Source organism: Curtobacterium sp. MCBD17_021 (genome assembly GCF_003234525.1).
Lineage (GTDB): Bacteria > Actinomycetota > Actinomycetes > Actinomycetales > Microbacteriaceae > Curtobacterium.
The window spans coordinates 95,866-118,612 of the sequence record NZ_QKTS01000012.1; the positions used below are offsets into that span (position 1 = coordinate 95,866).

General features: G+C 72.1%; 26 protein-coding genes. 12 read left to right on the forward strand and 14 right to left on the reverse strand.

Features of this window, described 5'->3' with window-relative positions; all coding sequences use genetic code 11:
- The first annotated feature begins 294 nt into the window (after positions 1-294).
- Positions 295-2,061, forward strand: a complete 1,767-nt coding sequence (locus DEI83_RS11785; RefSeq protein ID WP_111082144.1) for a hypothetical protein — start codon at positions 295-297, stop codon at positions 2,059-2,061.
- An 82-nt stretch (positions 2,062-2,143) separates the two neighbouring features.
- On the opposite strand, the gene DEI83_RS11790 is transcribed toward DEI83_RS11785, so the two are convergent.
- On the reverse strand, positions 2,144-3,025 hold the full coding sequence (locus DEI83_RS11790; RefSeq protein WP_111082145.1) for an SDR family oxidoreductase: 882 nt from the start codon (positions 3,023-3,025) through the stop codon (positions 2,144-2,146).
- 113 nt (positions 3,026-3,138) lie between these two features.
- On the opposite strand from DEI83_RS11790, the gene DEI83_RS11795 reads away from it, so the two are divergent.
- Entirely contained in the window at positions 3,139-3,717 is a 579-nt protein-coding gene (locus DEI83_RS11795; protein ID WP_111082174.1) for a TetR/AcrR family transcriptional regulator, read from the forward strand.
- Between the two features lie 38 nt (positions 3,718-3,755).
- Here the strand turns inward: DEI83_RS11795 and DEI83_RS11800 are convergent, their stop codons facing one another.
- Positions 3,756-4,283: a hypothetical protein gene (locus DEI83_RS11800; RefSeq protein ID WP_146243329.1), complete on the reverse strand. Its 528-nt coding sequence runs from the start codon at positions 4,281-4,283 to the stop codon at positions 3,756-3,758.
- A 149-nt stretch (positions 4,284-4,432) separates the two neighbouring features.
- Positions 4,433-4,558: a hypothetical protein gene (locus tag DEI83_RS16240; protein WP_258365834.1), complete on the reverse strand. Its 126-nt coding sequence runs from the start codon at positions 4,556-4,558 to the stop codon at positions 4,433-4,435.
- 299 nt (positions 4,559-4,857) lie between these two features.
- Between DEI83_RS16240 and DEI83_RS11805 the strand changes: the two genes are divergently transcribed.
- Positions 4,858-5,409, forward strand: coding sequence for a MarR family winged helix-turn-helix transcriptional regulator (locus DEI83_RS11805; RefSeq protein WP_111082147.1), 552 nt, complete (start codon positions 4,858-4,860; stop codon positions 5,407-5,409).
- Positions 5,410-5,531: 122 nt separating this feature from the next.
- Positions 5,532-6,026 (forward strand): DUF4126 family protein, encoded by a 495-nt coding sequence (locus DEI83_RS11810; RefSeq protein WP_110824391.1) that lies wholly within the window; start codon positions 5,532-5,534, stop codon positions 6,024-6,026.
- A gap of 72 nt (positions 6,027-6,098) precedes the next feature.
- Here the strand turns inward: DEI83_RS11810 and DEI83_RS11815 are convergent, their stop codons facing one another.
- Entirely contained in the window at positions 6,099-7,079 is a 981-nt protein-coding gene (locus DEI83_RS11815) for an aldo/keto reductase (RefSeq protein WP_111082148.1), read from the reverse strand.
- Between the two features lie 107 nt (positions 7,080-7,186).
- On the opposite strand from DEI83_RS11815, the gene DEI83_RS11820 reads away from it, so the two are divergent.
- From DEI83_RS11820 to DEI83_RS11835, 4 genes are all read left to right on the forward strand, one after another.
- Positions 7,187-8,167: an NAD(P)-dependent oxidoreductase gene (locus DEI83_RS11820; protein ID WP_111082149.1), complete on the forward strand. Its 981-nt coding sequence runs from the start codon at positions 7,187-7,189 to the stop codon at positions 8,165-8,167.
- 47 nt (positions 8,168-8,214) lie between these two features.
- A complete protein-coding gene (locus DEI83_RS11825) occupies positions 8,215-8,754 on the forward strand; it encodes a dihydrofolate reductase family protein (protein ID WP_111082150.1) in 540 nt (179 codons plus the stop codon).
- Between the two features lie 171 nt (positions 8,755-8,925).
- The gene (locus DEI83_RS11830) at positions 8,926-9,618 is read left to right on the forward strand and encodes a DUF3800 domain-containing protein (protein ID WP_111082151.1); all 693 of its coding nucleotides are present in this window, start codon (positions 8,926-8,928) and stop codon (positions 9,616-9,618) included.
- A 254-nt stretch (positions 9,619-9,872) separates the two neighbouring features.
- The gene (locus tag DEI83_RS11835) at positions 9,873-10,940 is read left to right on the forward strand and encodes an SDR family oxidoreductase (RefSeq protein WP_111082152.1); all 1,068 of its coding nucleotides are present in this window, start codon (positions 9,873-9,875) and stop codon (positions 10,938-10,940) included.
- Positions 10,941-10,983: 43 nt separating this feature from the next.
- Here the strand turns inward: DEI83_RS11835 and DEI83_RS11840 are convergent, their stop codons facing one another.
- Positions 10,984-12,114: a sorbosone dehydrogenase family protein gene (locus DEI83_RS11840; protein WP_111082153.1), complete on the reverse strand. Its 1,131-nt coding sequence runs from the start codon at positions 12,112-12,114 to the stop codon at positions 10,984-10,986.
- A 156-nt stretch (positions 12,115-12,270) separates the two neighbouring features.
- A complete protein-coding gene (locus DEI83_RS11845) occupies positions 12,271-13,041 on the reverse strand; it encodes an SDR family oxidoreductase (protein WP_111082154.1) in 771 nt (256 codons plus the stop codon).
- 56 nt (positions 13,042-13,097) lie between these two features.
- On the opposite strand from DEI83_RS11845, the gene DEI83_RS11850 reads away from it, so the two are divergent.
- The 3 genes from DEI83_RS11850 to DEI83_RS11860 all read left to right on the forward strand — a co-directional run bounded on the left by DEI83_RS11850 (position 13,098) and on the right by DEI83_RS11860 (position 14,618).
- On the forward strand, positions 13,098-13,499 hold the full coding sequence (locus DEI83_RS11850) for a MerR family transcriptional regulator (RefSeq protein ID WP_111082155.1): 402 nt from the start codon (positions 13,098-13,100) through the stop codon (positions 13,497-13,499).
- A 59-nt stretch (positions 13,500-13,558) separates the two neighbouring features.
- Positions 13,559-14,224, forward strand: coding sequence for an SDR family oxidoreductase (locus tag DEI83_RS11855; RefSeq protein ID WP_111082156.1), 666 nt, complete (start codon positions 13,559-13,561; stop codon positions 14,222-14,224).
- Positions 14,225-14,333: 109 nt separating this feature from the next.
- Positions 14,334-14,618: a hypothetical protein gene (locus tag DEI83_RS11860; RefSeq protein WP_111082157.1), complete on the forward strand. Its 285-nt coding sequence runs from the start codon at positions 14,334-14,336 to the stop codon at positions 14,616-14,618.
- An 84-nt stretch (positions 14,619-14,702) separates the two neighbouring features.
- Here DEI83_RS11860 and DEI83_RS11865 read toward each other — a convergent pair whose 3' ends face one another.
- The 3 genes from DEI83_RS11865 to DEI83_RS11875 are packed head-to-tail and all read right to left on the reverse strand — an operon-like array spanning position 14,703 to position 16,759.
- Positions 14,703-15,584: an aldo/keto reductase gene (locus DEI83_RS11865; RefSeq protein ID WP_111082158.1), complete on the reverse strand. Its 882-nt coding sequence runs from the start codon at positions 15,582-15,584 to the stop codon at positions 14,703-14,705.
- 10 nt (positions 15,585-15,594) lie between these two features.
- A complete protein-coding gene (locus DEI83_RS11870) occupies positions 15,595-16,209 on the reverse strand; it encodes a YdeI family protein (protein WP_111082159.1) in 615 nt (204 codons plus the stop codon).
- 16 nt (positions 16,210-16,225) lie between these two features.
- Positions 16,226-16,759 (reverse strand): thioesterase family protein, encoded by a 534-nt coding sequence (locus tag DEI83_RS11875; RefSeq protein WP_111082160.1) that lies wholly within the window; start codon positions 16,757-16,759, stop codon positions 16,226-16,228.
- A gap of 218 nt (positions 16,760-16,977) precedes the next feature.
- On the opposite strand from DEI83_RS11875, the gene DEI83_RS11880 reads away from it, so the two are divergent.
- A complete protein-coding gene (locus DEI83_RS11880) occupies positions 16,978-17,964 on the forward strand; it encodes an aldo/keto reductase (RefSeq protein WP_111082161.1) in 987 nt (328 codons plus the stop codon).
- Positions 17,965-18,057: 93 nt separating this feature from the next.
- Here the strand turns inward: DEI83_RS11880 and DEI83_RS11885 are convergent, their stop codons facing one another.
- The 5 genes from DEI83_RS11885 to DEI83_RS11905 all read right to left on the reverse strand — a co-directional run.
- Positions 18,058-18,537 (reverse strand): FBP domain-containing protein, encoded by a 480-nt coding sequence (locus DEI83_RS11885; protein ID WP_111082162.1) that lies wholly within the window; start codon positions 18,535-18,537, stop codon positions 18,058-18,060.
- A gap of 209 nt (positions 18,538-18,746) precedes the next feature.
- Positions 18,747-19,520, reverse strand: coding sequence for a class I SAM-dependent methyltransferase (locus DEI83_RS11890; protein WP_111082163.1), 774 nt, complete (start codon positions 19,518-19,520; stop codon positions 18,747-18,749).
- A 52-nt stretch (positions 19,521-19,572) separates the two neighbouring features.
- Positions 19,573-20,472, reverse strand: a complete 900-nt coding sequence (locus DEI83_RS11895) for a helix-turn-helix transcriptional regulator (RefSeq protein ID WP_111082164.1) — start codon at positions 20,470-20,472, stop codon at positions 19,573-19,575.
- Between the two features lie 132 nt (positions 20,473-20,604).
- Positions 20,605-21,888, reverse strand: a complete 1,284-nt coding sequence (locus DEI83_RS11900; protein ID WP_111082165.1) for a hemolysin family protein — start codon at positions 21,886-21,888, stop codon at positions 20,605-20,607.
- 147 nt (positions 21,889-22,035) lie between these two features.
- Positions 22,036-22,747, reverse strand: a 712-nt coding sequence (locus DEI83_RS11905) for a M23 family metallopeptidase (protein WP_220036784.1), incomplete at its 5' end; no start/stop codon positions are given.

Genomic DNA, 22,747 nt, shown 5'->3' on the forward strand with positions numbered 1-22,747 from the left:
CGGATGCGGGAACAACCGGTCTCCCCCGTGGAGTGGGGGCGGTGGAGCGCTCCGCGATCGGGCAGGATGGCGGGAGGGCGTGGACCGGGTATCCGCGCTCTGCTCGCTCACCCAGGGTGGTGAGCCCGGCCGTCTGGTCGCCTTCGGGTGGTGATCAGGCGGCCGAACACGTTCCCGGACGCTGCGCTTGTCCGCCGTTCGTCCGACTGCGGAGCGCGCACGATCGGGTCTACCGTCGCGTCCGTGCGGCAACGACGCCGCACCGGTCATGAATCGAGCATCATGCAACGACGGATGAGAAGTCTCGTCGCCCTCGCCGTGAGTGCCGGCGTCGTGGGGGCACTGGTCCCGGCGATCTCGGCCCAGGCGGTCACGACGAGCGACACCCCGGACTTCGGGAGCAACGTCAAGGTCTACAGCCCATCGACCCCGACCTCGACGATCCAGGCGGACGTCGACGCCGCGTTCAACGCGCAGCTGCGCAGCACCACGGCGCAGTTCGGGTCGCAGCGGCACGTCTTCCTGTTCAAGCCGGGCAGCTACAACCGTGTCTGGGCGAACCTCGGCTTCTACACGACGGTCGCCGGCCTCGGGAAGAACCCCGACGACGTCACGATCACGGGAGCCGTGAACGTCGACTCCGGCTGGAACGCGGGCGACGAGTCGAACGCGACGCAGAACTTCTGGCGGTCGGTCGAGAACGTCGCGGTCGTCCCGGAGGGCGGCACCGACCGCTGGGCGGTGTCGCAGGCGGCCCCGATGCGCCGGGTGCACATCAAGGGCAACCTGACGATGGGCCCCTCGAACCAGGACGGCGGCCAGGGCTACTCGTCCGGCGGGTACATCGCGGACAGCAAGGTCGACGGCACCGTCACCTCGGGGTCGCAGCAGCAGTGGTACACCCGCAACTCCACGCTCGGTTCGTGGCAGGGCGGCAACTGGAACATGACGTTCTCCGGTGTGCAGGGCGCTCCGGCGAACGACTTCTCGAAGAGCTACACGACGCTGGCCACCACGCCGACGACCCGCGAGAAGCCGTACCTGTACGTCGACTCGTCGAACAAGTACCACGTGTTCGTGCCGTCCCTGAAGCAGAACTCGAGCGGGGTGACCTGGCCGAACACCACCGGTACGGACATCCCGATGCGGAACTTCTACGTGGCGCGCCCCGGTGACTCGGCGGCGACGATCAACAGCGCGCTCGCGCAGGGGCTCAACCTGTTCTTCACGCCCGGCACGTACCAGCTCGACGCCGCGATCAACGTCACGCGGCCCGGGACCGTCGTCACGGGCATCGGCTTCCCGACACTCGTCCCGACGCGCGGCAATGCCGTGCTGACCTCGTCCGACGTCGCCGGCGTGAACGTGTCGAACCTCGTCGTCGACGCGGGCTCGCAGAACAGCGCACAGCTCGTCCGACTCGGCACGAGCGGCTCGCACGTCGACCACGCTGCCGACCCGCAGAGCATCCAGGACGTCTTCTTCCGGATCGGCTCGAGCATCCAGGGCAAGGCGACGACGACCCTGCAGGTCAACGCCGACGACACCCTCGTCGACCACATCTGGGCCTGGCGCGCCGACCACGGTGGCGCGCCGACGGGCTGGACGGTCAACACCGGTGCCACGGGTGTCGAGGTGAACGGCAACGACGTCCTCGCCACCGGGCTCTTCGTCGAGCACTACCAGCAGTACGAAGTGCAGTGGAACGGCGACAACGGCCGGACGATCTTCTTCCAGAACGAGATGCCGTACGACGTGCCGGACAACGCCTCGTGGCAGAGTCCGACCGGAGCGGGGTACGCGGCGTACAAGGTCGCGGCGAACGTCACCACGCACGAGATCTGGGGCGGGGGTGTCTACTGCTTCTTCAACACGAACCCGTCCGTGCACGCGGACCGGGCGTTCGAGGTGCCGCAGACGCCGGGCGTGAAGGCGCACGGTCTCGTCACGGTGTCCCTCGGTGACGTCGGCACCATCTCGAGCGTCATCAACGGGGTCGGCGGTGCCGTTCCGACGCCCGCCGGCAACACCTCGCCGAACCGCGTGGCGAACTACAACTGACAGGCGGTCGCGACGCGACCACCTGACGAACGGGAGGCCCGGTGCCAGCTGGTACCGGGCCTCCCGTCCGTCGTCTGCCCGGTCAGGGCTGCAGTGCCTCCAGGTCCTCGAGGAGGCTCGGGTGCGTCGGCTCCCAGCCGAGCGCTTGCCGGGTGTGTGCGCTCGATGCCGGCTGGTCCATGGCGAAGATCGGCCCGAAGGGACCGAACGTCTCGTCCGGCACGGACTGCACCGGGAGTCCGAGGCGGCGGCCGACCACGGTGGCGATGTCGACGACGCGGTCGCCCTCGTCACCGACGGCGTGCCATGCGGTGCCGGCCGGCGCGGACTCGAGGGCGATGCGGAACAGCGAGGCGGCGTCCCGCGCGTGCACGGCGGGCCAGCGCTGCTGGCCGTCGCCCGGGTACCCGGCGACCCCGGAGCGGCGTGCGGCCTCGGTGAGCAGCCCGGCGAACCCACCCTGGCCGTGCTCGTGCACCGTGCGGGGCATGCGGACGGCGGAGGTGCGCACGCCCTGGTCCGCGAGGGCGAGCAGGTCGGTGACGGCGACCGCGCGGCTCGCGACCGGCCCCTCGACCGGCAGCGGGTCGTCCTCGGTCGCAGCACGTCCGGCCACCCAGGGCGTGCCGGAAACGGTGACGATCGGCTTGCCGCTGCCGATGAGTGCTGCACCGAGCGTGGCCATGGCGTCGCGCTCCTCGGCGAGGCCCTGCTCGAGCGCCTCGGCGCTGCCGTAGTCGCGACTGAACGCCAGGCTGACGACGCCGTCGGCGCGGGTGGCTCCCTCGCGCAGGACGTCGAGGTCGGTGAGCGAGCCGCGCAGGGACTCGGCGCCGGCGGCCTCGAGCGTGGCGGCGGAGGCGTCCGACCGGGCGAGGCCGAGGACGGTGTGACCGGTGGCGAGCAACTCGGCGACGACGGCGGTACCGATCGTGCCGGTTCCGCCCGTGACGAAGACGTGCATGGGAACTCCTCGAGTGATGGGACGTTTGTACCGTCACCGTAGATCACTGATGGCACTCTTGTCCCGTCAGAGTGCGCTGACCGGACAAGAGTGCCGTCAGTAGGATGGTCGACATGGCGCGATGGGAACCGGGAGCACGAGAACGGCTCGTCATCGCCGCCGTCGACCTGTTCACGGAGCAGGGGTACGACGCGACGACCGTCACCGAGATCGCGGAGCGCGCCGGCGTCACCAAGAGCACCTTCTTCCGGCACTTCCCCGACAAGCGCGAACTCCTCGTCGCCGGGCAGGAGACGCTGAGCCGCCTGCTCGCCGAGGGCATCGCCGATGCCCCGACCGAGGCGAGCCCGCTCGAGGCCGTCGCCGCCGGACTCGAGCGGGCGTCCGGCGAGATGGGGCCGCGGAACCGGGAACTCGGTCCCCGCCTCAAGGCCGCGGTCGCCGCGAGCACCGAGCTCCAGGAGCGGGACGCGCTGAAGAGCGTCGGCATGGCCGCGGCGATGACGACGGCCCTGCTCGACCGCGGAGTGCCCGAGACGACCGCGCACCTGGCGAGCGAGATGGGCGTCCTCGCGTTCAAGCAGGGTTACGCCCGCTGGTCCGAGGGTGAACGGAGCGACGACGACGGTCTCGCACGCCACGCACTCGACGTCCTGCAGGAGCTCCGGAGCGCGACGGCAGCACTCGGCTGATCCGCGCAGGGTCGCTGCACGGGACCGCGGTACCCGCGTCAGTCCCGCGCGACGACGCCCTGCCGCAGCATGTCCCGCGCGACCCGGGCCCGCGGGATCACCCACAGCACGCTCCACAGCGCCAGTCCGGCCCAGAGGCCGAGGAGCAGCAGGGTGATCACCGTGCCGTGCTGGTCGCGCATGGACCAGGTCATGGCGCTCCAGAAGACGCAGAGCACGATCTTGCCCCAGCCGCCGACCTGCTGGTCCGCCTGGGCCTGTAGCCGCGGGACCCAGACGTCCGCGGGCACCTCGGCGGGGACGTGCCGGTCGGTCACCCACCGCTCGACCATCACCACGCGCTCGTACCCGCCCTCGGCACGCCAGGACCGGAGCCGCAGCCAGCCGGCGACCGCGGCCCCGACCACTCCGGCGGGGAGGCCGACGGACACGAGCACCTGCGGGGTCGCGGTCCGGAACGACGACAGGACGAGCATGGTGAGGACGAGCGCGAACGCAGCACCCGCCACCGCGGTACCGAGCAGCCGGAGCCGCCCGGCTTCGTCGACCACTCCGACCTCGTGCACGCTCCGACCGTACCCGTGGTGGCCGACCTCCCGCTGCCCGCCGGGGGCAACGCACAGGAGGCCCGTCACCGGTCCGACGGACGGGTGACGGGCCTCCTGGAAGGGGTCCGCCGGTACTGCGGTACCGGCATCGGCGTGCCGGCCCGGGATCAGTCCCCGGCGTTGATGAGGCCGAGCCAGCGGCCGAAGCCCGCGTGGTCGTCGTCCTGCAGGTGGAGGTGCGGGTGGCGGGCGAGGTCGTCGCGCTGGCCAGGGGTGCGGTCGTCGTCGATCACGGCGGACTCCTTCTCGTTCGGGGGTGTTCATCTCTACACGCGGGCCGCCGCGGACATTCCCGTCCCTGCGGAACGCCGGTGTGCCTGCGAGACGCCTCGGCCTGGCCGGGACGCCGTCACTTCCGGCGGCGTCTCGAGGCGATGGAGGTGTCGCTCGCTGACGGGGGTGTCTCGATGCGTCAGCCGTCCCCGCCCGGCCGTACCGGGGGACACCGCTGCGACCCGGCTGAGTCCGGCCCGCCCGGTCCTGGTACTCCTTGGGGATCGGCTGCGCCCGCAACCGAGGACGAGGTGACGCCATGGTCGACGCGAGGACCTACGACGAGTCCGGGTACTGGTACCCCGACCGTGCGGCGAAGAGCGGCGTGGAGCTGCTCAACGCCATGCGCCGCTACCGGTCCGCCGAGGTCGCCATGCGCCAGCGCACGCGCGACACCATGCAGTTGGGCGCCACCGACATGGCCGCCGTCCGGTTCCTCCTGCAGGCCCGACAGCGCGGCACCGCGGTGAAGCCGACCGGACTGGCCGCACACCTCGGCATCACGACCGCCTCGACCACGGCCCTCGTGAAGCGACTCGTCGCAGCCGGACACGTCGACCGGCAGACCGACCCCGACGACGGCCGCGGGTTCCTGCTCGTCGCGACCGACTCGGGCGACGAGACGGTGCGGTCGAACCTCACCGCGGTGCACGCGCGGATGATCGCCGCCGCCGACCGGCTCTCCCCGACGACGATCGCCGAGATGAGCGCCTTCTTCGCCGAGATGACGGCCGCGATGGACGACGCCGCCGCGGTGGTCCCGGACGACGCTCGCGGTGCCGTGGCCGTCGCCGTGCCCGCCCACCACTGACCGCCACCAGCCGCGCTGAGTAGCGTCGGGCACGTGCCGACGTCCGCACCGTGCCGACGTCCGCACCACGGCGGCGTCCGGACCGCGACGACGCCGGCAGGGAAACGAAGGAGACCACCCGCATGTCCAAGAAGAGCCGGACCACCAGCACCCTCACGCGCGCCCTGCTGCTCGGGGTCCTCAGCGGAGGCCGCTCGGCCACCCCGCTCGCCGTCCTCGGCCTGCACCAGGGCGACAAGCGCCTGTCCGGCGACTGGCAGAAGTGGAAGACCTTCGACTCGTCGCTCGGCCGCGCCGGACTCGTCGCGGGTGCCGCGGGCGAGATCATCGGCGACAAGATGCCGAAGACCCCGAACCGCATCGCCCTCCCCGCACTGCTCGGTCGCATCGGCGCCGGCGCCTTCGTCGGTGCGGCGTTCGGGACCACCACGAAGTCCGGGAAGTCGGACCTGCGGATCGAGGGCGCCATCGTCGGCGCGATCGGGGCGCTCGTCGGCTCCTACGTCGCCTGGGCGGCCCGCAAGGCCGTCGGCACGGTCCTGCCGGACCCGGTGGTCGCCGTCGCTGAGGACGCCGCCGTCATCGCCGGCTCGCGTGCGGTGGTCCGCGGCGCCTGACCCGCGAACGGACGGACGGGAGGCCCGACTCACCTGCTGAGCCGGGCCTCCCGTCCGTCGTCGTGTTGGCGGCTACCAGCGCTCGTGCACCGTGGCGCGGAACCAGCGGTCGTAGAGGTCGTGAACCGTCGCGTCGAGGTCGGCGGGCAGCTCGAGCGAGCCGGCGGCCGCGTTCGACCGGGCCTGCTCGGCGTTCCGCGCACCCGGGATCGCGGCGGTCACGCCGTCCTGCGCGACCACCCACGCGAGCGCGGCCTGCGGGACCGAGACGCCCTCGGGCAGGGAAGCGGCGAACTCCTGCGCGGCACGGACGCCGTCCTCGAACGGCACCCCGCTGAACGTCTCGCCCTGGTCGAACGCCTCGCCGTTGCGGTTGTACGTGCGGTGGTCCTCCGGCGCGAAGGTGGTGTCCGTCGTGTACTTGCCGGACAGCAGCCCCGAGGCCAGCGGGACACGGGCGAGGATCGCGACCCCGGCCTCCTGCGCGGCGGGGAGCACACGGTCGAGCGGCTTGAGGCGGAACGCGTTGAGGATGATCTGGACGCTCGCGACGCCCGGTCGGGCGATCGCGGTGAGGGCCTGGTCGGCGGTCTCGACCGAGACGCCGTACGCGGCGATCGACCCGTCGGCGACCAGTGCGTCGAGGGCGTCGTACACGGCGTCGTCCTCGAAGACCGCGGTCGGCGGGCAGTGCAGCTGGACGAGGTCCAGGGTGTCCTGACCGAGGTTCTCCCGCGACCGGTCCACCCACTGGCGGAAGTTCTCGGCCACGTAGTTCGAGGGGACCTGCTCGACCCGGCGGCCCATCTTCGTCGCGACCGTGACACCGGCGTCGCCGTGCGCTGCGATCCAGCGGCCGATGAGCTGCTCGCTCCGGCCGTCGCCGTACACGTCGGCGGTGTCGAACAGGGTGATGCCGGCCTCGGCGGAGGCGTCCATAACGGCGAAGGCGTCCTCCGCCGCCACCGGACCCCAGTCACCGCCGAACTGCCAGGTGCCGAGACCGATCACGGATACGTCGCGGCCGGTACGGCCGAGGGTGCGTCGCTGCATGACCCCGACGGTAGCCCCTGCCCGCCGAGGGCCCCGCGCCCTCATCCGCTCCGCGTGGTGCCCCGGGGGCGGCGTGACGGCGGGGTGCCCGCGCGTACGGTGACGGCATGAGCAGCAAGCGCATCGTCGTCATCGGCGCGACCGGCCACATCGGCACCTTCCTCGTCCCGCGGCTGGTGAGTGCCGGACACGACATCGTGACCATCAGCCGCGGCACCCGCTCGGCCTACGTCGACGCCCCCGAGTGGCAGCACGTCGAGCAGGTGACGGCGGACCGCGAGCAGGAGGACCGCGACGGCACGTTCGGCGACCGGATCGTGGTGCTGCGGCCGGACGTCGTCATCGACCTCGTCTGCTTCACGGTCGCGTCCGCTGCGGCACTGGTCACGGTGCTCCGCGGCACCGACGTCCACCTGATCCACTGCGGGTCGATCTGGCGGGCGGGGCCGACCGCGGTGCTGCCCGTGACCGAGGAGAACGCGACCTCACCGGTCGGCGAATACGGCATTCAGAAGGACGCCATCGCCCGACTGCTCAGGGAGGAAACCGCCGCTGGGGGTGTCGTGACGACGTCGCTCCACCCCGGCCACATCAGCGGTCCGGGTTGGGCGCCGATCGGTCCCGTCGGCAACCTCGACCCCACCGTCTGGCATACGCTGTCCGCCGGCGAGCCCCTGCTCGTGCCCGGACTCGGGGCCGAGTCGATGCACCACGTGCACGCCGACGACGTCGCCCAGGCGTTCGAACGTGCCGTCGAGCACCGGGACGCGGTCGCCGGCGAGGACGTCACGGTCGTTGCCCCGACCGCGCTCACGGCACGCGGGTACGCCGCGCTCGCCTCGTCCTGGTTCGGCCGGGAGGCCCGGCTCGAGTCCGTGACCTGGGACCGGTTCCGCGAGGCGGTACCGGCCGAGCACGCCGATGCGAGCTGGGAACACCTGTCGCGGAGCCACGTGTTCAGCATCGACAAGGCGCGGCGGCTGCTCGGCTACGCCCCGCGGTACACCGCGGAGGAGACGGTGCTCGACGCGGTGCGGTGGCTCGTCGACAACGACGAGGTGGCGGTCGCGCGGCCCCTGGTCGTCTGAGCCGGGCCGTCGGACGCGCTGTCGGTGCTGTTCGGTACCGTCCCGGCATGAGCACGATCTACTCCGTCGCGGCGTCCCTCGACGGGTTCGTCGCCGGGCCCGACGACGACCTCGACTGGCTCCTGCAGTTCGGCTTCGACGCGTTCCAGGAACACCACGACCGCTTCACCGCCGGTGTCGGCGCCCTGGCGATGGGGGCCACGACGTACGAGTGGCTCCGCGGGCACGACGACACGTGGCCGTACCAGGACAAGGTGACCTGGGTCTTCTCGTCGCGCAGCCTCGAGGTCCCGGCGGACGGGGACGTCCGTGTGGTCAGCGGTGACGTGCGAAGCCACCACGGACAGGTGCTGGCGTCCGCCGCGGGCCGCGACCTCTGGATCGTCGGTGGTGGTGTGCTCGCCGCCCAGTACCAGCAGGCCGGGCTGCTCGACGAGCTCCACGTCACGGTGATGCCGATCGCGCTCGGCGCCGGCACGTCGCTCCTGCCCGTCGAGTCCGACACGGGTGCGCTCGACCTCGTCGGCACGACCGTGTTCGAGGTCGGCGCGATCGAACTGCGCTACCGGACGTCGACCCCGGGCTGAGGACCTGCGTCGGCGGCGCCGCCTCAGCTGCACCGCGCACGGCACGCACGTGTGTGGACTCCAGTGCGTCCAGTGGAATGCGGAATACTGCTCCTTGCCGTTCCGTGATCGGGCACGAGCAGCGACGAGGGAGATCATGAAGCCAGCTCTGACGCAGGAAGCCGAAGTCCTGTGACCATCTCCCGGATGGTCTACGTCGACGACTCCGGCTCTGAGGCGTCGGGTCTGATCGTCTACGGATGGATCGAGTGTGATCCCGTCCGATGGCGGTACGCGCTCCGTGCACTGCTCGAACTCCGGAAGCGCCTCTACCGCGAGCACCAGGTGCCACCTGCCGAGGAATTGCACGCCACGAAGTTCGTCAACGGTCGCTCGCGGATCGCAACGGCTGCTAGCGACAGTGACTGCGAGGGATGGAAGACCCTCGGCCGGTCCGTGGCCGTCCGGTGTTTGGAGACGATCGCCGGATGCCCGGACATCAGGGTCGGAGCCGTCTACCGCCCCACGACGCTCAGAGGGCGCGGTTACTACGAAGAGCGGGGTCGGGTGTACCTCGACCTCGTCATGCTCTGGAACGACGGGCACCGGGCAGCAGGCAGTCACGCGTTCGTCAGCATGGACGGCAACGGTACCGATCCGAACTACGTCAACGCCCACCGAGCCCTCCCGCTCGACGACCGACACATCATCGAGGACCCGATGTTCCACGACTCGAAGCGGTCACAACTCGTCCAGATGGCCGATCTGGTCGCCTACACGACGTTCGTCAGCTTGAACCGTCACCCGGGGAACGCCTTCGCCTGGGACTGGAGGGAGAAGTACTTGGACCGGAAGGACGTGAACGGAGGCGCGCGTCTGATCTGATCCCGCTCGGCGGAACAGCAAGACCCGCCTGTCCACGAGTGTGGGGCGGGTCCGCACCACCACGATAGCCACTTCCAGACCAGCGGTCCACCGCTGGCCTCCGGACCGACCAGGGGACCGCGACGTCGCGCCTGCGTCTCACGCCGCGGGTCGTCCGTCCTGCCGGTCCCGTCGATCCTCCCGACCGGGCGGTGGAATACGTCCAGGCGACAGGTGTTGTCTCCGGTCCACCGCCCTCCACCGGAAGGACCCGCATGACCGCGACCCCGCACGCCCTCGTCGTCGGCGCCACCGGCATCGCCGGATCGGCGATCGTCGACCACCTCGTCGCCGACGGGTGGACCGTCACCGCGCTGTCCCGCCGCCCCGGAGTTGAACGGCCCGGCATCACCTGGCGCTCCGCCGACCTGCGTTCCGCGGAGTCGCTGGCCGCCACCCTGGCGGACGTCCCGGCCACCCACGTGTTCTTCACGGCGTGGTCGCGCCAGGCGACCGAGGCCGAGAACATCGCCGTCAACGGGGGCATGGTCCGCGACCTGCTCGCCGCGCTCGCCGACGCTCCGGTGCAGCACGTCGCGCTGATGACCGGGCTGAAGCACTACCTCGGCCCGTTCGAGGCGTACGGGCAGGGCGCGATGCCGGACACCCCGTTCCACGAGGACGAGCCACGCTTGAACGTCGACAACTTCTACTACGCGCAGGAGGACGAGCTCTTCGCGGCCGCCGCACGCCACGGCTTCACCTGGTCGGTGCACCGCTCACACACGGTCCTCGGGTACGCGGTCGGCAACGCCATGAACATGGGCCTCACCATCGCCGTGGCCGCCGCGATCAGCCGCCACACCGGCCGGCCGCTGGTCTTCCCCGGCAGCGAGACCCAGTGGAACGGCCTGACCGACGTCACCGACGCCGACCTGCTCGCCGCGCAGATGGTGTGGGCGTCCACCGACCCCGCCGGTGCGGACGAGGCGTTCAACACCGCGAACGGCGACGTCTTCCGCTGGCGCTGGATGTGGCCGCGGATCGCGGAGCACCTCGGCGTCGAGGCCGAGGAGTTCAACACCGCGCCGCGCCCCTTCGAGGAGCAGATGGCCGACGCCGCACCGATCTGGGCCGAGATCGTCGCCGAGCACGGCCTGGTCGAGCCGGACCTGGAGCGCCTGGCGTCCTGGTGGCACACCGACGCGGACCTCGGGCGGGACATCGAGGTGATGACCGACATGTCGAAGAGCCGGCTCGCCGGGTTCACCGAGCACCACCGGACGATCGACTCGTTCACCCGGCTGTTCGACCGGTACCGGGCGGAGCGGCTCGTCCCCTGACGTGACGACGGGCCGACCGTCAGCCGATCGGTCGGCCGGGCGGTCAGCCCGTGGTCAGCGGCACCTGCACGATCCGGTCGTCGCCCTCCTCCGGGTCGCCGCGCCCGTCGGTGTTGTTCGTGACGAACCACAGCGTGTCGTCCGGCCCGGCCAAGACCGTGCGGATCCGGCCGTACTCACCGGCGAAGTACTCCTGCGCCGTCCCGGGGTCGTCGACGGGGACCCCGCGGAGCACCCGGCCCTGCAGGTTCGCGATGAACACGGTGTCCCCGACCACGGCGAGACCGCTCGGACTGGCGTCGTCGGTCGACCACTGCTGGACGGGGTCGACGAACCCCTGGTCCTCGCCGCCGGTGCCCTCGACCTCCGGCCAGCCGTAGTTGCTCCCCGGCTCGATGACGTTGAGCTCGTCGCGGGCGTCCTGCCCGAACTCGGACGCGAACATCGTCCCGTCCGCGCTCCACCCGAGGCCCTGCACGTTCCGGTGGCCGAGGCTCCACACGGGGGAGCCGGGGAAGGGGTTGTCGTCGGGCACGTCGCCGTCCGGGGTGAGGCGGAGGATCTTGCCCGCGAGCGATTCCCGGTCCTGGGCGTCCTCGCTCGCGCCGGCGTCCCCGACGCTGGCGTAGAGCATGCCGTCCGGGCCGAAGGCGATCCGCCCGCCGTCGTGGAACGTGTTCGCGGGCAGGTCGTCGATGAGCGTCGTGGCGTCCCCGAGCGTGTACGAACCGGCCGATCCGGCGAGGTCGTAGCGCTCGATGCGGTTGCCGTCTTCGCCGGTGGAGTACACGAACAGGTCGTCCTCGTGCAGGGCGAGTCCGAGCAGGCCGCCCTCGCCGCCGTGCCGGACGCCGGGGACCGTGCCGACCGTGCGGCGCTCGCCGTCGGCCGTCAGTTCGAGCACCTGGGCGGAGTCGCGCAGACTGATGAGCGCGTCGGGACCATCGCCGGTGCGCGCGACGGACCAGGGGGCCTCCAATCCGGTGACGACGTCCGTCGTCCCGCCGTCCGGCGCCAACTGTCCGGCAGCCAGGTCGGCCGGGGCGGAGGCCCGGGGCGCGCGGTCCGGGTCGGACCGGTCCGCGTCGGGTCGGTCCGCACCCGTGCAGGCGGTGAGGGCCAGGGCGACGAGCGTGACGCTCGTCGCCGTGACGGTACGACGTGTCCTGGCCATGGTGTGCCTCCCGGTGCGGTGTCCGTCGATTGCACCCCGCGGAGGTGCGCAACCGCTGGGTGGACCGCGACCGCGACCGCCACCCGCGACCGCGACCCGCAGCCGGCAGCCGCGACCGCGCCCGGCAGGCGCGACCGGCAGCCGCCCGGACACCCGCTACCGCGCCAGCACCCGCAGGGCGAGCGCGGTGACGGCGCGGGTCGGCAGCAGCCGCAGCACGGTCGAGAAGAGCGCGTTCGCCCGCCCGTCGACGACGGACGGTCCGGACCCGTCGAGCGCGGCGAGGACGGTCGCGGCGACCTGCTCGGGTCGTCGACCCCATCGTCCGGTGGCTGCGTTCATCGGGGTCCGGGTCGGCCCGGGGCTGACGGTGACGACCCGCACGCCGCTGCGTCGCGTCTCCGCCCAGAGCGCCTGTGTGAACGACAGGACGTACGCCTTCGAGGCCGCGTAGGCCGCCAGGACCGGTGCCGGGGCGAACCCGCCGGTGCTCGCGATCGTGACGACGGAGCCGTGCCCGCGCTCGACCATCCGGGTCACCACCGCCGTGGTGAGTTCCGTGAGTGCTCCGGCGTTGAGGTCGACCATGCGGCGGAGGGCCGCGGGGTCGCTCTCGACGACGAGGCCCCGCGAGGCCGCGCCGGCGCTGGCGACGAGCAGTTCGACCTCGGTCCCGTCGTCGGTCAGGCGGTCGAGCAGCCGGGCGACGGCTCCGTCCTCCGCCAGGTCGAGCGCGATGGTCGTGACGGTGACGCCGTGGCGGTCGCGGATGCCGTCGGCGCTCTGCTCGAGCCGGGTGGCGTCCCGGGCGACGAGGACGAGGTGTGCCCCCGCGTGCGCGAGTGCGCCGGCGACGGCGGCCCCGATCCCGGTGGAGCCGCCGGTGACGAGGGCGGTGCGGTCGTGCATCTGTGCTGCTGTGGTCATGTCGGTACGGTAGACATTGACGTCAGCGTCAAGGTCAAGCGGAGGGCGGCGGGGTCGTGCGGATCGGCGAGTTGAGCGAGGCGACGGGTGTGAGCACCCGGGCGCTGCGGTACTACGAGCACGAGGGGCTGATCACGAGCAGACGGCGCCCGAACGGGTACCGGGACTACGACCCGGACGCGGTCGAGATGGTCGCGCTCATCCAGGACCTCTTCGCGGCCGGGCTCTCGTCGGGGCTCCTCCGTGACGTCATGCCCTGCGTCGCGGGTGACGGGGCAGGATCGCCGCCGGCGGACCTCCTCGCCCGGGTCGAGCAGGTCCGGGACGACCTGCTCCGACAGGAAGAGCGGCTCCGGGCACGCCGGGAGACGCTCGACGACTACCTGTCCGGCCGACGACGACCCGCCCGCATCGACGCCCTCGTGTCCGCTGACGCGTGCGGACCAGACCGGACCTGACTGCCGCACGCGGCCGCCTGGTTCAGTGGACCGACCACCACCAGTCCCTGGAGGACCACATGACCACCATCGCCATCGTCGGCGCCGGCAAGGGCCTCGGGCTCGCCGTCGCCGAGCGTTTCGCCCGCGAGGGCTTCGCCGTCGCACTGATCTCCCGCAACCAGGCCCGCCTCGACGAACTCGCCGCCGCGCTCCGCGAGCAGGGCCACCAGGCCGCCGGGTTCGCCGCGAACGTGCGTGACGGAGACTCCCTCCGCCACGCGCTCGAGCAGGCCACCGAGCAGCTCGGCCCGATCGAGGTCCTGCAGTACAGCCCGCTGCCGGCGAAGGAGTACATGCGGCCGGTGCTCGAGACGACCGCCGAGGACCTCGTCGGCCCGATCGAGTTCTCCGTCTACGGCTCGGTGAACGCCGTGCGCCAGGTCCTGCCCGGCATGCGCGCGCTCGGCCACGGCACGATCCTCTTCGTCAACGGCGGCAGCGCGGTCCGTCCGGGCGCCCGTGTCACCGGCACCTCGGTCGCGTTCGCCGGGGAGAGCGCATACGCGCAGCTGCTCCACGACGCCGTGCGGGACGAGCAGGTCCACGTCGGCCAGCTCATCATCCCGTTCGGCATCGACGACGGCCAGGACGACCACTCGGGTGCCGCGATCGCCGAGCGCCTCTGGGCGATCCACACCGAGCGCGGCGAGTTCCGCACGTACGCGGAGCCGCTCCCCGAGTAGCTGGTCGCGGTGCACGACACCGCGCGAGGGACACGGCGCCGCGCACCTGCGTGGTGCCGTGTCCGTTCCGGGGTGTCGACGACCCCACCGGCGGGCTACCGTGGTGCGCATGCGACGCAGGGACCGGCCGACCGGTGACACCGCGCTGACGGTGGACGAAGCCACCGCGATCGCCGACCACGCCGAGGCCGGCCGCCTCGACATGGAGGACCCGGAGGTCCGGCGCCTCGTCGGCGAGGCGAACCGCGTCCTCGTCCGCGCCGGTGTGTGGGGCGTCGACGAGACCCCCAGGCAGCGCCGGCGCCGACGGATCCTCGCGGTCGGCGCGTCGGTCCTCGTCCTGTCCTGGCTGGCCGGGCTGTTCCTGCCCCTGCTCATCCGGCTCACCGACTAGCGCGAACGCGTCGAGGAGTCTCTCCAGACGGACGGGAGGCCCATGGCGATCCCGCCACGGGCCTCCCGTCATGCAGTCGGTGCGTCAGCTGTGCAGCTTCGACAGCTCCTGGAACTCCTCGTCGCTCAACTCGATCGTCGCGCCCTGGAGGTTGTCCTCGAGGTGGTCCACGCTCGACGTCCCCGGGATCGGCAGCATCACGGGGGAGCGCTTGAGCAGCCAGGCCAGGGCGACCTGCGCCGGGGTGGCGTCCTTCGACTTCGCCAGCTCCGTCAGCGGCGAGTCCTCGCCGGTCAGGCCACCGGTCGCGAGCGGGAACCACGGGATGAACCCGATGCCCTGCTCCTCCGACCAGTCGAGGAGCTCCTCGGCGGACCGGTCGGTCAGGTTGTAGAGGTTCTGCACGGAGACGATCGTGGCGATCTCCTGCGCGGCCTTCACGTCGTCGACGGAGACCTCGGACAGCCCGATGTGGCGGATCTTGCCCTCGTCCTGCAGCTTCTTCAGCTCGCCGATCTGGTCCTCGAGCGGGACCTTCGGGTCGATGCGGTGCAACTGGAACAGGTCGATGCGCTCGAGGCCGAGGCGGCGGAGGCTCATCTCGGCCTCCTGGCGCAGGTACTCGGGGCGGCCGACCGGCGGCCACTCGTTCGGGCCGGTGCGGGTCAGGCCGGCCTTGGTCGCGATGACGACGTCGTCCCCGTAGGGGTGCAGCGCCTCCTTGAGGAGCTCCTCGGCGACGTAGGGGCCGTACGAGTCGGCGGTGTCGAAGAAGTTCACGCCCAGCTCGACGGCGCGCTTGAGGACGCGGATCGCCTCGTCGTGGTCCTTCGGCGGTCCCCACACGCCGGGGCCGGTGAGCTGCATGGTGCCGTAGCCGAGGCGGTTGACCTCGAGGTCCCCGCCGATGCGGAAGGTGCCGGACGATGCGGCCGGACGGTTCGTGGTGTCAGTGCCAGTGGTCATGTCTCCCGGTCTACGCCCCGGCTGCTCGGCCGTCCTGAGGGTCCACCCGGGGACGGGGGTACGGCGTCTCCCCGCGCTCCAGCATCCCGACGAGTTTGGTCACGCGGTTCGCCCGCGCTCCCGGGCTCGGCGCGGTGACCACCCGGTGCACCACGGCGTAGCGGTTCGTCGCGTCGAGCTCCGCGAACAGTCCGGCGGCGGCCGGTGTGGCGTCGAGCGCTGCCCGCAGGTCGTCCGGGACCTCGGCGGTCGCCGCACCCGCGTACGCACGGTCCCACCGGCCGTCGGCCTTCGCCCGGTCGATCTCCGCACGGCCCCTGGGGCGCATCCGCCCGGCCTCGATCAGTGCGGTGACGAGTCCGACGTTCCGCTGCGACCACAGCGATGCCCGCCGCCGCGGCGTGAACCGCTGGAGGAACGTGTCCTCGTCGAACCCGCGCTTCTGCCCGTCGATCCACCCGGAGCAGAGCGCCTCGTCCAGGGCCTGCGCGTAGGTCAGGCTCGTCGGACTGGTCGTGCCCTTCTTCGCGAGGACGAGCCAGACCCCGTCGGACAGGTCCTCGTGGCCGTCGAGCCAGGCGCGCCAGGCGGTGACGTCGGCGACGACGAACGGCTCGATCTCCATGCCCCGATCGTAGGACTCAGGCCCGCCCGGCGCCGCTGACCCGCACGGCGTCCGCCCACGCCCGCACCCAGTCGGGCAGGGTCAGGTCACGGGGTGCGCCACCGGCGGCGGCGAGCAACTCGTCGGGCTGGACCGTGCCTCCCGTCCGGCGGAGGAACCGGGCCTGCACCACGGCCCGGGCCACGACGTCACCCCGGCGGACGAAGGTCTGCTCCATGTACACGGCCCGCTCATCCACCCCGAGCACCCGCGAGCGCAGCTCGAAGCGCTGGCCGAGCGTCAGCGACCGCTTGTAGGTGATCGTCTGCGCGGCCACGACCGGGTACCACCCTCGTGCACCGACGACCTGCCAGAAGCCGGACCGCAGCATGAGGTCGAGCCGTCCGAGGTCGAGCAGCGACAGGTACTTGCCGTTGTTGACGTGCCGCAGTGGGTCCAGGTCGGTGAGCGTCACGCGGAACGGGGTCCGCGACTCGTCCCACAGGGACAACCGTCGCGGGGAGAGCCGGACGCGCAGGGTCAGCAGCAGGAGCCGGAAGGTCAGGTTCACGCAGCCGATCCGACCACGGCGGCGACGTCGGCGCCACGCGGTTGGAGGAACCACACCGACGGCGGCCGTCCTCGGTCTGCCGGTTCGTCGGATCGGGACGGAACACGACGGTCGCACGGGCATTCCCGACGAGACGGGCACGGCCAGGGCCTCCCTGCCCGACGGCGCGTGCGAGTACACCGGACCTGCAGACAACGGACCTCACGAAAGGACCACGCATGCAGACACGCTCCCTCTCCGACCTCCAGGTCGGCGCGATCGGCCTCGGCACCATGGGCATGAGCGCCTTCTACTCCGGCGCCGGCTCCGACGACGCCGAGTCGATCCGGACCATCCACCGCGCCATCGACCTCGGTGTCACGCTCTTCGACACCGCCGAGGCGTACGGCCCCTACACGAACGAGGAACTCCTCGCGGAAGCCCTCAAGGGCCGCCGCGACGACGTCGTCATCGCCACGAAGTTCGGCCTGTACCACCACGAGGCCGACGAGCAGACGCCGACGCAGACGCGGTCGATCTCCAGTGCGCCGGAGTCCGTGCGGGTCGCCCTCGAGGGGTCGCTTCGCCGTCTCGGCACCGACCACATCGACCTGTACTACCAGCACCGCGTCGACCCGGCCGTCCCGATCGAGGACGTCATCGGGCAGCTCGCCGGCTTCGTGCAGGAGGGCAAGATCCGCCACATCGGGCTCTCCGAGGCGAGCGCCGCGACGATCCGCAAGGCCCACGCGGTGCACCCGATCACCGCACTGCAGAGCGAGTACTCGCTGTGGACCCGCGACCCCGAGGGTGACGTCCTCGACACGGTGCGCGAGCTCGGGATCGGCCTCGTGCCGTACTCGCCGCTCGGCCGCGGGTTCCTCACCGGCGCGATCACGAAGCCGTCCGACCTCGGCGAGGACGACTTCCGGTCGGCGAACCCGCGCTTCCAGGAGGAGGCCTTCGCCGCGAACATGCGGATCGTCGACGCCGTGAAGGGCATCGCGGACGAGGTCGGCGGCACCCCCGCCCAGGTCGCGCTCGCGTGGCTGCTCGCACAGGGCGACGACATCGTCCCGATCCCGGGGACGAAGCGTGTCACCCGGCTCGAGGAGAACGTCGGCGCGGCCGACGTCACGCTCTCGGCCGACCAGGTCGAGCGCCTGTCGGCGCTGCCGCTGCCGACCGGAGACCGCTACCCCGACATGTCGAGCATCGGCCGCTGACCCTCCCGCACCACGCACCGTGGGCGGCACCGCGCAACGCGATCGCGTTGCGCGGTGCCGCCCACGGTGTCTTCTGCGTGCCGCGCGTACGCGTCAGACCTCGGCCGCGAAGGCCGCCACGCGCACCTGCAGGTCCTCCATCCGCCGCAGGCGCGCGGCCTCGACGTCGTAGCCCTCGTACGCCGGCGGCGGCGTCCGCCGGACGTTCCGCGAACACTGGAAGTCCTGGCAGACCAGGGTGCCGACCGTGTTGCCCTTCCGGCCGGACGACCCCGAGCGCTTCGCGGCGTAGAAGACGACGTCGTTCGGCAGTCTCACGTCCTGGCACCACGAGCACTGGGCGCGGGACCTCGGCGAGGCCTCGGCCTGCCGGAAGAGGATGCCGACCAGGTCGCCCTCCAGCGTCGGGATGACCGCGGAGGCGCGGCGAGCGGTCTTCGGGTCGCGCCAGCCGAAGTACGTCAGGTCGTCCCACGCGACGGCGTCGAGATCGGGGACGGTCATGTCGGCGAGTTCGCGACGGGAGGCGTTGACGAAGGAGGCGCGGAGGGCCTCGATGGTGAGCGGGAGCATGGTGAGCCTGTCGTTCTGGCACCCGGACACGGCTCGGTGACGGCACGGACGCGGGGAGCGTCCCGTGCACGGCGAGCACCGTCGGAGGGGTGCGGTCGTTCTGGAGGGGTCGACGATGGTGCCGTGTCGACGACACGGCAGGGGCGTCACGCCCTGATGCCGGCGCAGGCGCCGACGACCTCCTCGGAACGGTTGCTCACCGTCTCACCCTACGGCTGGGCGACGACGAGCACCAGCGCGCCCTCGTAGGACGGCTGCACCCGGAGCCGTCCGTACCGGGCGTCCCACGAGCCGTCCTCGATCGCGGTGCGGAGCGCGTTGACCGAACGTGCCGCGGTCATCTCGTCGACGAAGGCCCACGCCGAGTTCGCCGTGCGGGCACCCGGGTCGAGCAGGCGTTCCGGTCGACCGTAGTACGCCTCCGAGAACCCGTCGACGCAGGTGAACGGGATCGGGAGCCGGGTCGTGCTGACCTCACCGCCGAGCGCCCCGGCGATGCGGTCGAGCGACGGGTAGCGGCGGGCCTCGGTGGCCATGACCTCGGGCGCGTAGTCCGTCAGCCAGTGGTCCTCGACACGAGCGGGGTCACAGGTCAGCAGGACGACGGGGCCGCGGGTGACGCGCCGCACCTCGGTGAGGCCGCGTTCGAGGTCGGACCACTGGTGCACCGAGAACGTCGACATGGCGGCGTCGAAGGTGTCGTCGGCGAAGGGCAGGTCCTCGGCGGCGGCGTCGAGGGCGTCCGGCAGGTCGGCGGGTCGTTGGGCGCGCATCGCGGCGGAGGGCTCGACCGCGGTGACCTCCCGGTCGCGGGGCTCGTAGGACCCGGCACCCGCACCGACGTTGAGGACGGTACGAGCCTGCCCCAGTGCTGCCCGGATCGCCCGCTCGAAGGCCGGTTCCGGTCGGCGGTACCGGGTGTACCCGTCTCCGATGGTGCCGTAGTCGGCGTCCCCGGCTGATCCGTCCGCAGTCCTCGTCACGTCGTCAGCCTACGGCGGAGGACCCGCGCCGGGACCGCCTGCGGGCGTCGCTTCAGTCGACCGACTCGGCCGACCGTGTCGCCACCCGCTGCTCGGCCAGCTCGGTGGCCGCCCACGTGCCGAGCAGCGACAGGGACCGCTCGGACTCCGACCCGGGGTCGGCGCCGTAGGTGAACACCGTGAGCCCGGGGTCCGCGACGAGGTCGAGTGCCTCGAACGACAGCTCGAGGTCGCCGACGATCGGGTGGTGCAGGTGCTTCCGGCCGGAGCGGTGCACGTGCACGTCGTGCTCGGCCCACCAGGTGCGGAACTCCTCGCTCTTCACCGACAGCTCGCCCACCAGGGTCATGAGGCCGGGTTCGCACGGGTTCGAGGCCGCCGTCGTCCGCAGCACGGCGACGGCGTCCCGGGCGGTCTGCTCCCAGCGGGGGAAGAAGTCGCGCGCGGCCGGGTCGAGGAACGCGAACCGGGCGGTGTTCACCGGTCGTCCGGCACCGGCGAAGACGGGTGCGTAGAGCGCGCGCCCCAGGGTGTTCGTCGCGACGATGTCGAGCCGTTCGTTGCGGATCCAGGCCGGTGCGCCGGTGATCGCGTCGAGGAGGCGCTGCACCGCGGGACGGACCGACGTCGGCACCGCGCGGTGGGTGGTCTTGACCCCGGCGTTCGCGAGGCGTGCGAGGTCCGCCAGGTGCGCGCGCTCGGCCTCGTCGAGCTGCAGGGCGGTCGCGAGGCCGTCGAGCACCCCCTCCGAGACGCCCTTCAGGGTGCCGCGCTCGAGCCGTGTGTAGTAGTCGACGCTGACGCCGGCGAGCATCGCGACCTCGTGCCGGCGGAGCCCCGGCACACGTCGGGTGCCGCCGCCGAAGGACGGCATGCCGGCCTGGTCCGGCGTCAGGCGCGCTCGTCGGCTGGAGAGGAAGTCGCGGATCTCGTTGCGGACGTCGATACCCATGACGTCAGGCTACGTGCCGGAGCCGGTACCAGGACAGGTACCGCCAGGGCCGGTCACGGCGGCATGCGACGTGGTCCTTCCGGACGGGAGGCCCGACACCGGTCCGGTGCCGAGCCTCCCGTCCGGGACGGCTCACTCGGCGGCGTCGGCTGCCGCTGTCGTCGGCACCGCGCTGATCCGGACGCGGGCGACGCGGTGACCCGCCATGGCGGTCACTTCGAGCCGGACCTCGCCGACCTCGACGACGTCGCCGACGCTCGGGACCCGGTCGAGCGCGACCTGCACCAGCCCGCCGACCGTCTCGTAGTCGCCGTCGGGCAGGACGGGGCCGCCCTCGGCGGCGAGGTCCTCGAGGACGAGCGCTCCGTCGACCTCGTCGTGCAGGGCCGGGGTGCGGTCGTCGTACTCGTCGTGGATGGTCCCGACGAGGTCCTCGAGCAGCCCCTCGAGCGTGACCATGCCGGCGCTGCCGCCGTACTCGTCGACGACGAGGGCGATCTGGTGTCCGTCGGCACGCATGTCCGCGATCGCCCCGGTGAGGGACTTCGTCTCGGGCATGGCCGACACCGGACGCACCACGGTCGCGACGGCTGCGCTCGGGTCGGTCGGCCGGAGGAGGTCCCGGAGGTGCACGAAGCCGAGGACGTCGTCCCGTGACCCTGCGGTGACGAGGTACCGCGTGTGACCGCGGTCGATCGCCTGGTCGGTCGCGCGGGCGAGCGGCAGGTCGGCATCGAGGACGTCGACGTCGAACCACGGCCGCATCGACTCGCGGAGGATGCGGTCTCCGGCGTCGAGGGCACTGCGGGCGATCCGTCGGCCCTGCGCGTCGATCGCGTCGTGGTCGGTGACGAGGCCGCGGAGCTCCTCGGTGCTCATCGACTCGCTGCGGGCGTCCGGGTCCCCGCCGAGCAGTCGGACGACCGCGTTCGTCGAGGTCGACAGCACCCAGATGACCGGCCGCATGGCGACGGCGAAGCGGTCGAGCGTCGGTGCGACGAGCATCGAGAACCCCTCGGCGCGCTGGAGGGCCAGGCGCTTCGGGACGAGCTCGCCGAACACGAGCGAGAGGTAGGCGATGACGAGGGTCATCGCGACGAGGGCGACGGCCTCGGCGGCGCCCTGCTCGAGACCGAGTGTCGTGAACAGCGGAGCGACGTCGGGTGCGATCGAGGCGGCACCGTACGCGGCCGAGAAGAACCCGGCGACGGTGACGCCGATCTGCACGGCGGAGAGGAACCGGTTCGGGTCTCGGCCGAGCGCGGCGACCCGGGCTCCTCGCGGTCCACGGTGTTCGAGCTGCTGCAGCTGGGACTCACGGAGCGAGACGAGGGCGATCTCGGCGGCGGCGAAGACACCACCGACGAGCACGAAGAGGACGACGAGTCCGAAGGCGATCCAGGTGGCGGCACCCATCAGCGGGGCTGCACGGAGCGGGACGCCAACGGGGTCGTGGGGTGGGCGGGCGGTCTGTGGTGATCGTCCATCCTGTGATCCTGCACAGGGACGCTGGGACCACGCCGCGGGACTGCTGTGCCGCAGCTGTCCGGTCGGGACGGGCGGCTAGAGGGCGCGGCCGGTGTGGGCGGCGATCCACGCAGCCGGGTCGACCGGGAGCGTGCCGTCCATGAGGACCTCGAGGTGCAGGTGCGCGCCGGTCGAGACCCCGGAGGACCCGACGCTGCCGACGAACTGCCCGGGCTCGACGCGGTCGCCGACCCGCAGCGGGGAGGAGCCCGGGATCATGTGCCCGTACAGGGTCGAGACCTTCCGCCCGTCGACGACGTGGTCGATGATGACGGTCTCGCCGTACGAGAAGTACACGCCCGAGACCCGCACGGTGCCAGCGGCCACGGCGCCGATCGGGGCACCCATGCCCGGGTTGAAGTCGAGGCCCTGGTGCAGCGACGAGCAGGCGGCGCAGGGCGCCGACCGGTACCCGAAGCCGGAGCTCATGCGCACCGGACCCGGGAACGGCGAGCGGACCGCGCCGCCGTACGTCACTGTGTCGCCCGCGGTGGCGTCGGCCGCGGCGACGCCGCCACCGACCGTGAAGCCGTCACGGCTCGTGCTGGACAGCGCGACCTGCGTGACGGCGAAGTCCTGGGTGGTGACCGCGGGCGCGAGGGTCGACGTGGCGGCGGAGGTCCCCGTGCCGGCGTGTGCGGGCATGGCGGAGGCGCCGAACATGACGAGCGCGGCGACGGCACTCGTCACCGTGAGGCGGCTGGCGCGGGCGGCCCGGCGGGGGGACCTCCGCCGCCACGTCGACCCT

Bases quoted from the DNA above. Each gene is read 5' to 3' on its own strand.
- DEI83_RS11785 (WP_111082144.1), top strand. From the start codon at position 295: ATGAGAAGTCTCGTCGCCCTCGCCGTGAGTGCCGGCGTCGTGGGGGCA.
- DEI83_RS11790 (WP_111082145.1), bottom strand. From the start codon at position 3,025: ATGCACGTCTTCGTCACGGGCGGAACCGGCACGATCGGTACCGCCGTC.
- DEI83_RS11795 (WP_111082174.1), top strand. From the start codon at position 3,139: ATGGCGCGATGGGAACCGGGAGCACGAGAACGGCTCGTCATCGCCGCC.
- DEI83_RS11805 (WP_111082147.1), top strand. From the start codon at position 4,858: ATGGTCGACGCGAGGACCTACGACGAGTCCGGGTACTGGTACCCCGAC.
- DEI83_RS11810 (WP_110824391.1), top strand. From the start codon at position 5,532: ATGTCCAAGAAGAGCCGGACCACCAGCACCCTCACGCGCGCCCTGCTG.
- DEI83_RS11815 (WP_111082148.1), bottom strand. From the start codon at position 7,079: ATGCAGCGACGCACCCTCGGCCGTACCGGCCGCGACGTATCCGTGATC.
- DEI83_RS11820 (WP_111082149.1), top strand. From the start codon at position 7,187: ATGAGCAGCAAGCGCATCGTCGTCATCGGCGCGACCGGCCACATCGGC.
- DEI83_RS11825 (WP_111082150.1), top strand. From the start codon at position 8,215: ATGAGCACGATCTACTCCGTCGCGGCGTCCCTCGACGGGTTCGTCGCC.
- DEI83_RS11835 (WP_111082152.1), top strand. From the start codon at position 9,873: ATGACCGCGACCCCGCACGCCCTCGTCGTCGGCGCCACCGGCATCGCC.
- DEI83_RS11840 (WP_111082153.1), bottom strand. From the start codon at position 12,114: ATGGCCAGGACACGTCGTACCGTCACGGCGACGAGCGTCACGCTCGTC.
- DEI83_RS11845 (WP_111082154.1), bottom strand. From the start codon at position 13,041: ATGACCACAGCAGCACAGATGCACGACCGCACCGCCCTCGTCACCGGC.
- DEI83_RS11855 (WP_111082156.1), top strand. From the start codon at position 13,559: ATGACCACCATCGCCATCGTCGGCGCCGGCAAGGGCCTCGGGCTCGCC.
- DEI83_RS11860 (WP_111082157.1), top strand. From the start codon at position 14,334: ATGCGACGCAGGGACCGGCCGACCGGTGACACCGCGCTGACGGTGGAC.
- DEI83_RS11865 (WP_111082158.1), bottom strand. From the start codon at position 15,584: ATGACCACTGGCACTGACACCACGAACCGTCCGGCCGCATCGTCCGGC.
- DEI83_RS11870 (WP_111082159.1), bottom strand. From the start codon at position 16,209: ATGGAGATCGAGCCGTTCGTCGTCGCCGACGTCACCGCCTGGCGCGCC.
- DEI83_RS11880 (WP_111082161.1), top strand. From the start codon at position 16,978: ATGCAGACACGCTCCCTCTCCGACCTCCAGGTCGGCGCGATCGGCCTC.
- DEI83_RS11885 (WP_111082162.1), bottom strand. From the start codon at position 18,537: ATGCTCCCGCTCACCATCGAGGCCCTCCGCGCCTCCTTCGTCAACGCC.
- DEI83_RS11895 (WP_111082164.1), bottom strand. From the start codon at position 20,472: ATGGGTATCGACGTCCGCAACGAGATCCGCGACTTCCTCTCCAGCCGA.
- DEI83_RS11900 (WP_111082165.1), bottom strand. From the start codon at position 21,888: ATGGGTGCCGCCACCTGGATCGCCTTCGGACTCGTCGTCCTCTTCGTG.